General features: G+C 45.3%; 11 protein-coding genes. 8 read left to right on the top strand and 3 right to left on the bottom strand.

The genetic code is table 11. From position 1 onward, the window contains the following. The first annotated feature begins 4 nt into the window (after nucleotides 1–4). The 7 genes from mrdA (at nucleotide 5) to lipA (ending at nucleotide 7365) form a co-directional block, all read left to right on the top strand. The gene (gene mrdA, locus VNE01S_RS14100) at nucleotides 5–1888 is read left to right on the top strand and encodes a penicillin-binding protein 2 (protein WP_053396897.1); all 1884 of its coding nucleotides are present in this window, start codon (nucleotides 5–7) and stop codon (nucleotides 1886–1888) included. After that, a complete protein-coding gene (rodA, locus tag VNE01S_RS14095) occupies nucleotides 1888–3009 on the top strand; it encodes a rod shape-determining protein RodA (protein WP_053396896.1) in 1122 nt (373 codons plus the stop codon). The genes mrdA and rodA overlap by 1 nt, the downstream gene beginning before the upstream one ends. Next, the gene (locus VNE01S_RS14090) at nucleotides 3009–3791 is read left to right on the top strand and encodes a septal ring lytic transglycosylase RlpA family protein (RefSeq protein WP_053396895.1); all 783 of its coding nucleotides are present in this window, start codon (nucleotides 3009–3011) and stop codon (nucleotides 3789–3791) included. The genes rodA and VNE01S_RS14090 overlap by 1 nt, the downstream gene beginning before the upstream one ends. Nucleotides 3792–3880: 89 nt before the next feature. Continuing rightward, nucleotides 3881–5059, top strand: a complete 1179-nt coding sequence (locus VNE01S_RS14085; RefSeq protein ID WP_053396894.1) for a serine hydrolase — start codon at nucleotides 3881–3883, stop codon at nucleotides 5057–5059. Nucleotides 5060–5265: 206 nt separating this feature from the next. Continuing rightward, nucleotides 5266–5544: a DUF493 family protein YbeD gene (ybeD, locus tag VNE01S_RS14080; RefSeq protein WP_053396893.1), complete on the top strand. Its 279-nt coding sequence runs from the start codon at nucleotides 5266–5268 to the stop codon at nucleotides 5542–5544. A gap of 178 nt (nucleotides 5545–5722) precedes the next feature. After that, nucleotides 5723–6382 (top strand): lipoyl(octanoyl) transferase LipB, encoded by a 660-nt coding sequence (gene lipB, locus VNE01S_RS14075; protein ID WP_053396892.1) that lies wholly within the window; start codon nucleotides 5723–5725, stop codon nucleotides 6380–6382. 17 nt (nucleotides 6383–6399) lie between these two features. Further along, a complete protein-coding gene (gene lipA / locus VNE01S_RS14070) occupies nucleotides 6400–7365 on the top strand; it encodes a lipoyl synthase (RefSeq protein ID WP_053396891.1) in 966 nt (321 codons plus the stop codon). Between the two features lie 292 nt (nucleotides 7366–7657). Here the strand turns inward: lipA and glyA are convergent, their stop codons facing one another. Continuing rightward, nucleotides 7658–8908: a serine hydroxymethyltransferase gene (glyA, locus tag VNE01S_RS14065; RefSeq protein WP_053396890.1), complete on the bottom strand. Its 1251-nt coding sequence runs from the start codon at nucleotides 8906–8908 to the stop codon at nucleotides 7658–7660. Between the two features lie 345 nt (nucleotides 8909–9253). Here glyA and VNE01S_RS14060 point away from each other — a divergent pair, with 345 nt between their 5' ends. Then, nucleotides 9254–9853 carry a YitT family protein gene (locus VNE01S_RS14060; RefSeq protein WP_053396889.1) on the top strand — a complete coding sequence of 200 codons (600 nt, stop codon included), beginning with the start codon at nucleotides 9254–9256 and terminating at the stop codon, nucleotides 9851–9853. Between the two features lie 55 nt (nucleotides 9854–9908). Here the strand turns inward: VNE01S_RS14060 and vexH are convergent, their stop codons facing one another. Together vexH and VNE01S_RS14050 are read right to left on the bottom strand one after the other, a co-directional pair. After that, entirely contained in the window at nucleotides 9909–13019 is a 3111-nt protein-coding gene (gene vexH, locus VNE01S_RS14055; protein WP_053396888.1) for a vibriobactin export RND transporter permease subunit VexH, read from the bottom strand. Continuing rightward, a complete protein-coding gene (locus tag VNE01S_RS14050) occupies nucleotides 13019–14089 on the bottom strand; it encodes an efflux RND transporter periplasmic adaptor subunit (RefSeq protein WP_053396887.1) in 1071 nt (356 codons plus the stop codon). Before VNE01S_RS14050 ends, vexH begins: the two co-directional genes overlap by 1 nt. Nucleotides 14090–14339: the final 250 nt, after the last annotated feature.

Raw genomic sequence — 14339 nt, 5'->3', positions numbered from 1 at the left:
ATTCATGTTAAGGAAGCGTGCCCGAATCAGGGACTATCAAGAAGAAGCACGATTATTTAAGAATCGTGCTATTGTCGCTTTCATTGGCATCGTAGCCATGATGGGAATCTTGGTTACCAACCTCTACAACATCCAGATCAATCAGTATCAGGATTACAAAACACGTTCCAATGATAACCGTATTAAAGTCGTCCCTCTTGCTCCGAACCGCGGGTTAATCTACGACCGAAATGGCGTTTTGCTGGCTGAAAACCGTCCAGTATTTAGCTTGGACGTCACCCCCGAAAAAATAGACGATATGGATGAAACCATCGCTCGTCTACAAGAGATCCTGACCATTGAGCCAGAGAAAATCGAGCGATTTCATAAAGAGCGCAAGCAAACGCGCCGCTTTAAGTCTGTACCGCTATTAAGTCAGTTAACTCAAGAGCAAGTCGCCAAGTTTTCAGTTAATCAGCATAAGTTCCCTGGTGTGTCCGTCAACGCATCATTGAAGCGACACTACCCATATAGCGAAGTACTCACTCACGTTATTGGTTACGTTTCTCGTATCAATGATCGAGACGTACAACGCTTGATTCGACAAGAGAAATACTCCAATTATCAAGCTACTCGTGATATCGGCAAGCTAGGTATCGAACGTTACTACGAAGATATGCTTCATGGTACAGCCGGTTATCAAGAAGTCGAAGTGAACAGCCGTGGTCGTATTATTCGTACTCTAAAGTACGTACCACCGATCCCAGGGCAAGACATCGTACTTAACCTCGACATCAATCTGCAGCTTTATGTCCATCAGCTTCTTGATGATAGACGCGGTAGCGCAGTGGTACTTGACCCTAAAGACAACGGTGTACTGGCAATGGTTTCAAGCCCGAGTTACGACCCTAACCCATTTGTGCATGGCATTTCTGGTAAAGCATACAGCGCGCTGTTAAATAACAAGGATCGCCCTCTGGTTAACCGAGCAACACTGGGCATTTACCCTCCCGCTTCAACCATCAAACCATTTATGGCAGTGGCAGCACTGCAGGAAGGCGTGATAACTCCAAATACCACACGCAATGATCCGGGCTACTGGAGAATTCCAAACTCACGAACCAAACCATTTCGAGATTGGCGTCGTTGGGGGCATGGCAAAGTGGATATCGTGAAATCGATAGAAGAATCTGTTGACACTTTCTTCTATCAGATGGCTTACGACATGGGCATTGACCGTATTTCGCGTTGGATGATGATGTTTGGTTTTGGTGATTACACTGGCATCGATATTCACGAGGAAAGCAAAGCCAATATGCCAACTCGCGAATGGAAAATGGCTAGGCACCGCACGCCTTGGTATCAAGGTGACACCATCCCTGTTGGGATTGGCCAGGGATACTGGACGGCAACACCAATGCAGATCGCCAAAGCGACCTCTGTGTTGGTCAATCGCGGTGAAGTAATCGCGCCCCACTTATTGAGATCAACCATAGAGAATGGACAAGGTTTCGAAAACCAGCGTGAGGCAGAAATCGAAACTTACCCTCCTATCACTGGGGTTCAAGACCGCTACTGGGACATTGCCGTTGAAGGCATGCGTCTTGTGAATCATGGTAGAAAAGGCACTGCACGTCGAGCTTTTGTAAAAACAGAATACATGAGTGCAGGTAAGTCAGGGACAGCACAGGTCTTTGGCCTTGGCGAAAATGAAAAATACAACGCGGATGAAATCGCAGAGCACTTACGTGACCACGCACTATTTACTGGCTTTGCACCTACCGATGATCCAAAGCTTATCGTCACCATGGTGTTAGAAAACGCTGGTGGAGGCTCATCACAAGGGGCTCCTGTAGTGCGTAAAATTTTTGACCGTGTCATCCTAGATAAAAAAGAGGCGGATAACTGATGGATTTAAATCCAGCAACTGGGGAAAACCGTGCCCTTTTTGAACGCTTTCACCTCGACCTACCACTGCTCTTAGGCATTTTGGTTCTGATGGGCTTTGGGCTGGTCGTCATGTACAGTGCCAGTGGCCAAAGTTTAGAAATGATGGATCGCCAAGCGATGCGTATGGGCTTATCGCTTGGCGTTATGCTGCTGCTTGCCCAGTTTTCTCCCCGAACCTATGAATCTTTAGCACCGCTGATGTTTTTCGTGGGCGTGGTATTACTTGTGGGTGTGCTCTTTTTTGGTGAAGCCTCTAAAGGGGCACAACGATGGCTAAACCTTGGTTTTGTGCGCTTCCAGCCATCAGAGCTCTTAAAGCTCGCGGTACCTTTAATGATCGCAAGGTATATTGGTAAGCGTTCACTACCACCATCTCTACAGACTTTGCTGCTATCCTTGGTCATGGTCTTTGTTCCAACTATTCTGATTGCTAAGCAACCAGACCTCGGAACCTCTATCCTGATCGCGGCTTCTGGTATCTTTGTTATTTTCTTATCCGGTATCAGTTGGAGAATCATTTTCGGCGCAGCCTGTGCGTTAGGGGCATTTTTACCCGTACTTTGGTTCTTCTTGATGCGTGAATATCAAAAAGTGCGAGTTCGTACTCTATTTAATCCTGAATCCGACCCATTAGGTGCGGGCTACCATATTATTCAGAGTAAAATAGCCATCGGCTCTGGGGGGATTTCAGGTAAAGGCTGGCTACAAGGCACTCAGTCACAGCTTGAATTCTTGCCTGAGCGTCATACTGACTTCATCTTCGCGGTAATTTCTGAGGAATGGGGGCTTATCGGTATTCTTGGGCTGCTGTGCCTTTACTTATTTATAATCGGCCGTGGTTTATACCTAGCAGGTAAAGCTCAGACGGCCTTCGGACGCATGATGGCAGGTAGTATTGTACTCAGCTTCTTTGTATACGTTTTTGTAAATATCGGTATGGTTAGCGGCATTCTTCCCGTTGTGGGCGTCCCTTTGCCTTTAATCAGTTATGGTGGCACCTCCATGGTGACGCTAATGGCAGGTTTTGGCATTCTGATGTCTATCCACACTCATAGAAAAGCATTTTCTAAGGCAATATAATGATGAAAAACAATTACCTTCTAACACTTGCCTGTGCGAGCGTACTATTAGCAGGCTGCTCATCTTCGCCTTCAAAGCGTTATTCTATCGATGATGACCTTGCACCGGACAGCCCCATCTCTGTAGATCATATTGAAGATGCACATCCTCAATATGAACCCTATAGTTTAGGTGGCAACAAAAACTACAACCTTCGCGGTCAAAGCTACAAAATCGTCCAAGAGCCTAAGGGGTTTACTCAAGAAGGCTATGCTTCTTGGTACGGTAAAAAGTTTCATGGTCACCTAACTTCCAATGGTGAAGTCTACGACATGTACTCTATGTCTGCAGCGCACAAAACATTACCGCTACCGAGCTATGTGGAAGTCACCAATAAAGGTAATGGCAAAAAAGTCATCGTTAGAGTCAATGATCGCGGCCCCTTCCATGAAGGACGAATTATTGATTTAAGCTACGCCGCTGCTGCTAAGTTGGATGTTATTCGCACTGGCACAGCCAAGGTATCCATCAAAGTCATCACCATGGATCAACCCACCGATCCAAGAAAACAAAAAGCCTTACCCAAATACGTTGTTCAAGTCGCTTCATCACAACATGAAGGTCGAGTACGAACTTTAGCTGAAGACTTAGGTCAAAGGCTTGAAGTAGACAGTTATGTCGGGTCAGAAAAAAGTCTTCATCGAGTATTTTTAGGACCTTTTACCGATTATATGCTCACTCAAAAAGCACTAGAACAAGTTAAGGCGCTCGGTCATTCGAGTGCATTTATTAAATCATTATAGCGTCATCCATCCTGGTCACTGCACTGGCAGTGTCTTAGAGAATTGATTCTGTTAAGATATGGACAGTTAGAGATAAACTTGTAGTCAATATGAAAAAAACAACGCTCATTAATTCCGTTCTTGCGTCTTCTATTGCGCTTTCCGCAACTTTCGCATCCCCTACTTTTGCAACGCCTATTGTTGTTCCTGATGCACCAATGATCGCGGCGAAAGGCTACGTTCTAATGGATTACCATTCAGGCAAAGTGTTAGCCGAGAAAGAGATGCACACTCAGCTTTCTCCTGCAAGCTTGACCAAAATGATGACCAGTTATGTGGTTGGTCAAGAGCTAGAGCGTGGCAATATCTCATTGCAAGATGACGTCACCATCAGCAAAAACGCATGGGCTAAAAACTTCCCAGATTCATCAAAGATGTTCATCGAAGTCGGTACAACGGTAAAAGTTGAAGACTTAAACCGAGGCATCATCATTCAGTCTGGTAACGATGCTTGTGTTGCGATGGCAGAACATATTGCTGGCTCTGAAGATGCCTTTGTTGACCTGATGAACGCATGGGCCGATACGATTGGTATGGAAAATACGCACTTCGCCAACGTTCACGGCCTAGATGACCCAAATCTATACTCAACACCATACGATATGGCTCTTCTAGGTAGCGCGCTGATTAAAGACGTACCAGACGAGTACCGCATTTACTCGGAAAAGAAATACACTTACAACGGCATTACCCAATACAACCGAAACGGTCTGCTTTGGGATAAAAGCATGAACGTGGACGGCATTAAAACCGGCCATACCAGCAATGCAGGTTACAGCCTAGTGAGCTCAGCAACAGAAGGTAAAATGCGCCTTGTTGCTGTTGTCATGGGTACAAAAAACCAAAATGCTCGTAAGTCAGAAAGCAAAAAGCTACTTAGCTATGGTTTCCGTTTCTTCGAAACAATCGCTCCTCACAAAGCTGGCGAAACGTTTGTTGAAGAAAAAATCTGGATGGGCGACAAAGACACCGTTGCACTTGGTCTAGATCAAGATACTTATGTCACTCTTCCTCGCGGCCAGGCAAAAAACCTGAAAGCGAGCTTTGTTCTTGAAAAAGAGCTTAAAGCCCCAATTATGAAAGGTGACGTGGTTGGTAAACTATACTACCAACTAGAAGACTCAGACATTGCTGAATACCCGCTTCTTGCTCTGGAAGATGTAGAACAAGGCAGCCTATTTAGCCGTCTGTGGGATTACATTGTTATGCTTGTTAAAAGTTTTCTGTAACCCCCAATAATTGCCATATCAGCCAGTAAGACTTGATGAATATTTAAACAATATTTTTATTCAAAGACTTAGTAGCTACGATAATAAAAAGTCGCTGTGTGCGGCTTTTTTGTCCTCATAGGGTACGATGAGGACAGCTTGAGATTTAATGTTAATAGCAGTACTATTCCGCGCTGCTATACCGACTTTCCAACTTGGAGTTTCCTATGCTGAATATTAACTCAGATGCAAAACTGAAAGACCTGCTAGAGTTCCCATGTTCTTTTACTTATAAAGTAATGGGCCATGCGAAACCAGAACTACCAGAAAAGGTACTTGAAGTGATCCAACGCCATGCTCCAGGTGATTACAGCCCAACAATTAAGCCAAGTGCTAAGGGCAACTACCACTCAGTATCAATCAATATCACCGCAACCTCTATCGAACAAGTAGAGACTCTGTACAAAGAGTTAGGTGAGATCGACATTGTACGCATGGTTCTATAATATTATTTGATATATTCAATTTATTTTGAGAGCAGCGAAAGCTGCTTTCTTTTTAAATATCAAGCAGATAATAATCCTGCAAATATACTAGGGTTAAAAATGTGTTGCTGGTATATAGTTGAAAAATCAGAACCAGTTTATAATCTCAAAACTTTATTAACTGACGGTAGGATCAGGAATGCAAAACCAGCTTGTTGTTAGATATCTGGGAAGACAAGATTACGAGCCAATTTGGCAAGCAATGCATGATTTCACAGATAAACGCACTGAAGAGACCCGGGATGAAGTTTGGCTTGTAGAGCACAATCCAGTATTCACTCAGGGGCAAGCCGGTAAAGAAGAGCATCTTCTGAATACGGGAGACATTCCCGTGGTCCAAAGTGATCGTGGAGGTCAAGTGACTTATCATGGCCCAGGCCAATTGGTCGCTTACTTCCTGATAAATCTACGTCGTAAAAAGTTAGGTGTGCGTGATCTTGTTACTCACATAGAGAACCTCGTGATCAAAACACTAAAGAATTACAATATTGAGTCAGCAGCACGACCTGATGCGCCTGGCGTCTATGTTGATGGTAAGAAGATCTGTTCTTTAGGACTTAGAATCCGCAAAGGCTGCTCTTTCCATGGTTTGGCCTTAAACGTAAATATGGATCTCACACCATTCTTACGTATCAATCCATGTGGCTATGCAGGAATGGAAATGGTTCAAGTGAGCCAACTTGGTGGACCAGCAGATCTTGAACAAGTAGAAAAGACATTAGTCGAAGAACTTGTTACTTTGCTTGGTTACGATCAAGTGGAATTCAACACAGAAGCCCCCCTACGCGATACACAGTAAGAGAAGTAAAGAGAAGCATGAGTAAACCAATCCAAATGGAAAAAGGCGTTAAATACCGCGACGCCGACAAGATGGCATTGATTCCTGTTAAGAACATGCCAACTGAGCAAAAAGAAGTCCTGCGTAAGCCAGAATGGATGAAGATCAAGCTGCCTGCTGACAGCCAACGCATCCAAGATATTAAATCGGCGATGCGTAAGAACAACCTTCACTCAGTGTGTGAGGAAGCTTCATGCCCTAACTTAGCAGAGTGCTTTAACCATGGTACTGCTACCTTTATGATCCTTGGTGCTATCTGTACTCGTCGCTGCCCTTTCTGTGATGTTGCCCATGGTCGTCCACTTGCTCCTGAAGCAGAAGAGCCTAAAAAACTAGCGAAAACCATCGCCGACATGAAGTTAAAGTATGTGGTGATTACCTCGGTAGACCGTGACGACCTTCGTGATGGTGGTGCACAGCACTTTGCTGACTGTAACCGCGAAATCCGTGCGCTTAACCCACACATCAAGATAGAAACTCTGGTTCCTGACTTCCGTGGTCGTATGGATGTGGCACTGGATCTAATGAAAGATAATCCGCCAGATGTATTTAACCATAACTTAGAAACCGCTCCTCGCCTGTACCGTAAAGCTCGCCCAGGTGCGAACTATAAGTGGTCTCTAGAGTTACTTAAGAAGTTCAAAGAACAACACCCTGATATCCCGACAAAGTCTGGAGTAATGATGGGCCTTGGCGAAACGAAAGAAGAGATCATTGAAGTACTTAAAGATCTACGTGCACACGGCGTGACTATGCTAACACTGGGTCAATACCTAGCACCAAGCCGCCACCACCTACCTGTAGAACGTTACGTTCCACCATCAGAGTTTGACGAGCTTAAAGAGATCGCACTTGAGCTTGGCTTTACTCACGCAGCTTGTGGCCCATTCGTGCGTTCTTCATACCACGCAGATCTTCAAGCGCAAGGTATTGAAGTCGGTTAAAAGTTCAATCGACTCAAGCCTCTAAAAGCTGGCTGACTAAGCCAGCTTTTTTGTATCCGTAATCTCAATAAGTGAGTAATTTTCCTGCCAGAACGCTCCCTTTCACAAACCTCTCTCGCTCAAAAAACACCAGGCAAATAAAAAGGCCCTCAATTGAGGACCTTTAATAGTTCAATTTGCAAAATAGATGCGTCGAGTTCTAGGAGCACACACGGAGTTTGCGTGAGCAAATACGTATGTTCGACACCGAAATCGGCTCACTCTATAAAGAAACTATCGTTTACAAACAAAGTTATGCGTAAACTGGCAGACGCTTACAGATAGCCAGAACTTTCTGTTTTGTCGCTTCGATAACTTCTTCGTTGCCGATGTTATCCAGTACGTCACACATCCAGTTTGCTAGCTCTTTCGCGTCTTCTTCAGTGAAGCCACGACGAGTGATCGCTGGAGTACCAACACGGATACCAGAAGTCACAAACGGGCTACGAGGGTCGTTTGGTACTGAGTTCTTGTTTACAGTGATGTTTGCTGCACCTAGCGCTGCATCGGCATCTTTACCTGTAATATCTTTGTCGATTAGGTCAACAAGGAACAAGTGGTTTTCTGTACCATTAGACACGATCTTGTAGCCACGCTCTTGGAACTGAGCAACCATCGCTTTTGCGTTTTTCACTACGCGCGCTTGGTAAGCTTTAAATTCTGGCTCCATTGCTTCTTTGAACGCTACTGCTTTACCCGCGATAACGTGCATTAGAGGACCACCTTGGCCACCAGGGAAAACTGCTGAGTTAAGTTTCTTGTACATGTCTTCGCCAGCGTTAGACAGGATAAGGCCACCACGTGGACCTGCTAGCGTTTTATGCGTCGTTGTCGTTACAACGTGTGCGTGTGGAACTGGCGTTGGGTATTCACCTGCTGCAATAAGACCTGCAACGTGAGCCATATCTACGAATAGGTAAGCGTCCACTTTGTCTGCGATTTCACGCATGCGTTTCCAATCAACGATTTGAGAGTACGCTGAGAAACCACCGATGATCATCTTAGGTTTGTGCTCAAGCGCTAGCTGTTCCATCTCGTCGTAGTTGATTTGACCAGCTTCATCGATACCGTAAGGGATAACGTTGTAGTGCTTACCTGAGAAGTTTACAGGAGAACCGTGAGTCAGGTGACCACCGTGCGCTAGGCTCATACCTAGAACTGTGTCGCCTGGGTTAAGAAGCGCCATGTAGACCGCGCTGTTTGCTTGAGAACCTGAGTGAGGCTGTACGTTTGCGTACTCACAACCAAACAGTTTACATGCACGCTCAATCGCTAGAGATTCAGCTTTGTCTACGTACTCACAACCACCGTAGTAGCGCTTGCCTGGGTAACCTTCAGCATACTTGTTTGTTAGCTGAGAACCTTGAGCTTCCATTACACGTGGGCTTGTGTAGTTTTCAGAAGCAATCAGTTCGATGTGTTCTTCCTGGCGAAGGGTTTCTTCTTGGATAGCTGCGAACAATTCCGCATCGTAATCCGCGATGTTCATATCACGCTTTAGCATCTGTATCTCCTGACTCAGATTTAGACTTAAAGTTTCAAAAAACCTACTTATGACACCAACGCAAACGTTTGCATCAAGCTAATGACGCGCATTCTACATAAATTGATCTTGGTCATAAAGAGAAAATTTTTATTTTCTCATGCAGATTTTTCATAGTGTTTTACAACGGATGTCATAATGAGCATATCTCTTTGATAACCTCTCAAAAAGATGTGTCAATCTTATCCTTTACACCCGTAAAACGATAATTACATAGGTTTACCTTAAATTTCCCTCTCAAGCTACCGAAATCCTTAACTTTTCACTAGTATTCGCGCCATTATTTACTGTAAAAGTTTCAATTTGATGGAAAAACACTCACGCAAAGAAGATTGGATTGCGATTCTGACTGGGACCTTTTTGGTTGCCCAGGGCGTCTTCTTCCTACAATCCGCTAGCTTGCTGACTGGCGGTACAACGGGATTAGCCCTACTGGCAAGCCAATTTGTTCCCGTTTCATTTGGTACGCTGTACTTCTTCTCCAATAGCCCTTTTTATCTGCTCGCTTGGAAGCGTTTTGGCGCTCGCTTTGCATTCAACAGTGCAATATCCGGAGCGCTGGTTTCAATTTTTGCCGACCACCTTTATTTGGTCATCAAATTGGAAACCGTGAATGAAATCTACTGTGCGGTTGCTGGCGGCTTACTGATGGGGCTGGGAATGTTGATTTTGTTCCGTCACCGTTCAAGCCTGGGCGGCTTCAATGTGCTGTGTCTGTTTATTCAAGATAAATTCGGCATTTCCGTTGGCAAATCTCAATTAGCCATTGATATCTGCATTTTAGTGGCGTCATTCTTCTTTGTTTCGCCGCAAATTATCGGTCTATCGATAGTCGGTGCTATTTTACTCAACCTAGTGCTCGCGATGAATCACAAGCCAACCAGGTATACTGTTAATTACGGTTAAGTAAATCTCCTCTTCAAATAATAAAGCCCGCTAGTTTGCTAGCGGGCTTTGATTTTTAGTGGGTCGCTCGTGCTTTTACATCGTGGCTGAGTTCTTTATTTAGCTCAGCTTCGATATACCCAGGCGAGTGAGTGTTGATTGAAATCAGACGGTACATCGATGGAATTACAAATAATGTCACTAAGCTTGCAAAGCCCATCCCAAAAAAGATCACCGTACCAACGGCCACTCGGCTCTCATAACCCGCGCCAGTCGAAATAAGCAATGGGATAGCGCCTGCCAACGTTGTAAACGCTGTCATCATAATTGGCCTTAAGCGGCGAGCAGATGCATCCACAATCGCCTGTTCAAATGCAAAACCGCGATCGCGCAACTGGTTAGCAAACTCCACGATAAGAATACCGTTTTTGGTCACCATACCGATCAGCATGATCATGCCTATCTGGCTGTAAATATTCAGTCCTTGATTCATTAAGAAAAGCCCTAAGAAACCACCAAATACGCCCATCGGCACGGTAAACATCACCACCAGCGGGTTGATAAAGCTTTCGAACTGCGCGGCAAGCACCAAATACGCCACCAGCATAGCTAAAGCGAACACCACCAATACGCTGGATTGGTTCTCTTTGTAATCTTTCGACTCACCTGAGTAGCTGACAGAAATGTCTCCAGGCAGCAGATCTATCGCTTTTTGATCAAGAAAATCTAGCGCCTCACCTAACGTATAACCTTCGACTAGGTTAGCCGTGATGGTGATGGACTTTTGCTTGTTGTAGTGAGCCAAACGGATAGACGATGCTACCTCTTCAATTTTAGTAACCGTATCGAGCGTCACCAATTCACCAGACGAGGTGCGCAGGTAAATCTGACTTAAATCAGAAGCGTTATTGAAGCTGTTCTCATCTCCGCGTAAATACACATCGTATTCTTCACCGCGTTCCACAAACGTCGTTTCACTTTTACCCCCGAGCATCACTTCAAGTGTATCTGATATATCTGCAACACTAATGCCCAGCTCAGCGGCACGTTGCGTGTCTACCGTCACCACTAACTCTGGTGTTTTTTCAGAGTAGTTGATGTCCGCTCCTTCCATAAACGGAGATTCTTCCGCTAGGCGTTCTAACTCTTCCGCCCACTGTTTGAGTTCAGGGTAGTCAGAACCACCTAAAACAAATTGAACCGGCTCACTAGAGCCACCACGAAATCCGGGCATAAAAGGAAAGACGCGAACATCAGGCATACCCGCTAAGGCTTTCCTCACTTCTCCTAAGGCTTGTTGGGCTGTTACTTCGCGCTCATTCCAGTCCTCTAGGATCATAATCACAAAGCCCGTTTGATCTCCTGCATTGCCGCCAAATGCCGGCGACTGAATACTGAAAGATTTAAGGAAGCCTTGTCCTAACAGGGGTAGCAATCGCTCTTCAACGATGTCCATATTAGCGGACATTCGGTTATAACTGGTCGCATCGGCACCGCGAACAAAAGCGAGTAACACACCACGATCTTCTGACGGAGTCAGTTGCGAAGGTACCTGCTGCATCAGCCCCCAACTTCCGCCGATACACGTTAAGATGATCAGCGGCGCACTCCACTTCCACTTCAATGCCCCCACGAGCACTTTTCGGTAGCCACTTTCTAATCGCTTGAATAGTCGCTCTACCAGCAAACTAAAACGGTTCGGTTTGACGTTCGCTTTAAGTAGTTTACTGCCAAGTACAGGGGTTAAAGTCAGTGCAATCAGTGAAGAGAAGATCACTGACATCGCCAGCAACACAGAAAACTCGGTAAATAACAGTCCGACCATGCCATCCATAAATGAGATAGGCAGGAACACCATCACAAGGACCAGAGTGGTTGCAACAACCGCAAAGCCGACCTCTCGCGTTCCTTTGTACGCGGCAAGTAACGGTTTTTCACCTCTTTCAATATGGTGAAAAATATTTTCTACCACCACGATGGCGTCATCCACAACTAAGCCAATCGAGAGGATCAGCGCCATCAAGGTAATTAAGTTAATTGAAAAGCCAAAGTAGTAAGCGGCGATAAATGATGAAATTAACGACACGGGCACTGTCACCGCAGGAATCAATGTCGCCCTGACCTGGCCAATAAAGATATAGAGCACCAGAATGACCAAGCCACCCGTGATAAACAGGGTGTTGTACACCTCAGAAATTGAGCGGTCGATAAACACCGTCGAATCGTAGTCAATCGCTAACCGCGTCCCCTCAGGTAAGAACTTTTGGATTTTATCCACCTCTTGATGCACAAGGTCAGCAACCTCTAATGGGTTGGCATCAGATTGCGGCACAATCCCCATGCTCACGTTCACCACACCATCGCTTTTAAAGGTGGAACTTTCGTTCTCCGCACCCAGGTAGACATCCGCGACATCTTTTAAATAGATAGGAGAATTATCGCTGGCGCGCTTCACCACTAAATACTGAAAGTCCTCCACTTGGTTATAGCTACGCGCAGTGCGAACTGACATCACAATTTGATCGTTGCGTACTTCCCCACCAGGGCTTTCAAGGTTTTCACTGCGCAGTGCGGAGGTAATGTCAGAAGTAATCACACCACGGCCAGCCATTTGCTCTGGCTTGAGCTTAACGTACATCACTTTGTACAAGCCACCTGAGATATCAACCGAGCTCACACCTGAAATTAAGCTGAATCTATCCATCAGAACTCGTTCAACGTAATCCGTGAGCTGTGTTCGATCCATCTCAGAAGAGCTTAAATTGATATAAAGCGACGCTTGTCCGGAACCATTGTTTTTATAGACGATAGGATCGTCCGCTTCATCCGGTAAGGCGCGCTGAGCACGCGCGACCGCATCCCGAACATCACTTACGCCAGTGTTGAGATCGTAACCTAGTTCAAAAGTAATCGTAATTCGGGAGCTGCTATTACGCGTTGTCGAAGCAATTTCATCGATACCACTGATCCCCGATAGCTGATCTTCGAGTATAGAAGTAATCTGGCTTTCGATGATGGTCGCTGACGCCCCTTCATAACGAGTGCTGATCGACACCACTGGGCTTTCGATATCGGGCATTTCACGGACAGCTAACTTCGTAAAAGAAACAATACCAAACACGCACAGCAATAAGCTCAGTACGACCGCCGCCACGGGTCTTTTGACCGAAACATCAGACAACAACATTAGTTACTGCCCTCTTTTTTCGTAGTGGTCGCTTTACCTTTACCACTTTGACCTAATTCTTTGACCGATGCACCGTCGCGCATATTTACGATCCCTTGTACGACAATCTTCTGACCAATATCTAAGCCTTTTTCAATCACAACAAGGTTATCAACGCGAGCTCCTAGCACCACTTCGGTTCTTTTCGCCTTGTTATCGCTTCCAACAACGTACACATAGCGTTTAGTTCCGGAGTACTCGAGTGCTTGAACGGGAATGATCGGCGCTTCAATAGCCGGAAAATCCATGTTCGCGGACACCAGCATACCCGGCTTGAGTTTGCGCTCTGCATTATCAAAATGGATACGTACGCGCAGGTTCAATGTTTCTTCATTGATACGAGAGTCGATACCAACCACTTCACCTTCAAAAGTTTGCTCTCCCCATGCGGATGTTGTTGCCATCACTTGCATACCAGTCGAGAGTTGGGAGAGGTATCGCTCTGGCACTTGCAGATCAAGCTGCATCACCGAGAGGTTATCAAGCGTAAACAGCTCCGAACCGACGCTCACCATCTTACCCAAGCTGAAATCAATAAAACCAACAGTGGCAGGAAATGGAGCCGTGATATGCAGATCTTTTAATTCCGCATTAGCGGCATCCAAACGCGCTTGTGCAATTGCGACACTCGCTTTTTGCGCATCAATTTCTGTTTGAGTAATCGCATTTCTTTTTACTAACCGTGCAAACTCTTTAAGTTTACGTTGCTCATCTTTGAGGTACGCCCTAGCTTCCGCAACGGCAGCTCGAGCTTTGTCATCGTTGAGTCGAATAAGCAGTTGGCCTTTTTTTACCTCTTGGCTCGCTTTGACTGCAATTTTTTCTACCTTACCCGCGACTTCTGGTGAAATAACGACTGACTGCTCTGCTTCCAACTTACCAACGAGCGAAAGGGATTGAGAAACTTGGTGAATTTTCACTTGCTCAGTCACCACTGTGGTGGCGGAAGGCCCTCTCCTCTCGGCGCTTACCACTGGCATTGCCATCACAGTGGAAAACGTTAAAAGACTCAGAATAATTTTATTTTTCATTGTTTATGATTCTGTCTGGAAAAACTGTATGCATTGTACTCTGGAAAAGGAATGAATAACGTCAATGAATGTAAATGGAGATAAATAAAGTGTAAGTTTAACTGTTGTTTTCATACGCTTTATGGCTAATTACTGACATCTTTGCCCAAAAAGGCAGCATTCAATTCAAAATTACAAGAAAAATCTTTACAGCTTAAATGAGTTTGCTATGATGCGCCCCGCACTTGAGAGATGAGTTGGGAAACATCGA

The organism is Vibrio nereis NBRC 15637, assembly GCF_001591105.1.
Taxonomy (GTDB): Bacteria; Pseudomonadota; Gammaproteobacteria; order Enterobacterales; family Vibrionaceae; genus Vibrio; species Vibrio nereis.
The sequence above is the reverse complement of the archived record's forward strand: the minus strand, read 5'-3'. Positions and strand labels throughout refer to the sequence as shown.

Excerpts from the sequence above, each read along its gene's own strand:
- mrdA (WP_053396897.1), top strand. The coding sequence starts at position 5 with ATGTTAAGGAAGCGTGCCCGAATCAGGGACTATCAAGAAGAAGCACGA.
- rodA (WP_053396896.1), top strand. The coding sequence starts at position 1,888 with ATGGATTTAAATCCAGCAACTGGGGAAAACCGTGCCCTTTTTGAACGC.
- VNE01S_RS14090 (WP_053396895.1), top strand. The coding sequence starts at position 3,009 with ATGATGAAAAACAATTACCTTCTAACACTTGCCTGTGCGAGCGTACTA.
- VNE01S_RS14085 (WP_053396894.1), top strand. The coding sequence starts at position 3,881 with ATGAAAAAAACAACGCTCATTAATTCCGTTCTTGCGTCTTCTATTGCG.
- ybeD (WP_053396893.1), top strand. The coding sequence starts at position 5,266 with ATGCTGAATATTAACTCAGATGCAAAACTGAAAGACCTGCTAGAGTTC.
- lipB (WP_053396892.1), top strand. The coding sequence starts at position 5,723 with ATGCAAAACCAGCTTGTTGTTAGATATCTGGGAAGACAAGATTACGAG.
- lipA (WP_053396891.1), top strand. The coding sequence starts at position 6,400 with ATGAGTAAACCAATCCAAATGGAAAAAGGCGTTAAATACCGCGACGCC.
- glyA (WP_053396890.1), bottom strand. The coding sequence starts at position 8,908 with ATGCTAAAGCGTGATATGAACATCGCGGATTACGATGCGGAATTGTTC.
- VNE01S_RS14060 (WP_053396889.1), top strand. The coding sequence starts at position 9,254 with ATGGAAAAACACTCACGCAAAGAAGATTGGATTGCGATTCTGACTGGG.
- vexH (WP_053396888.1), bottom strand. The coding sequence starts at position 13,019 with ATGTTGTTGTCTGATGTTTCGGTCAAAAGACCCGTGGCGGCGGTCGTA.
- VNE01S_RS14050 (WP_053396887.1), bottom strand. The coding sequence starts at position 14,089 with ATGAAAAATAAAATTATTCTGAGTCTTTTAACGTTTTCCACTGTGATG.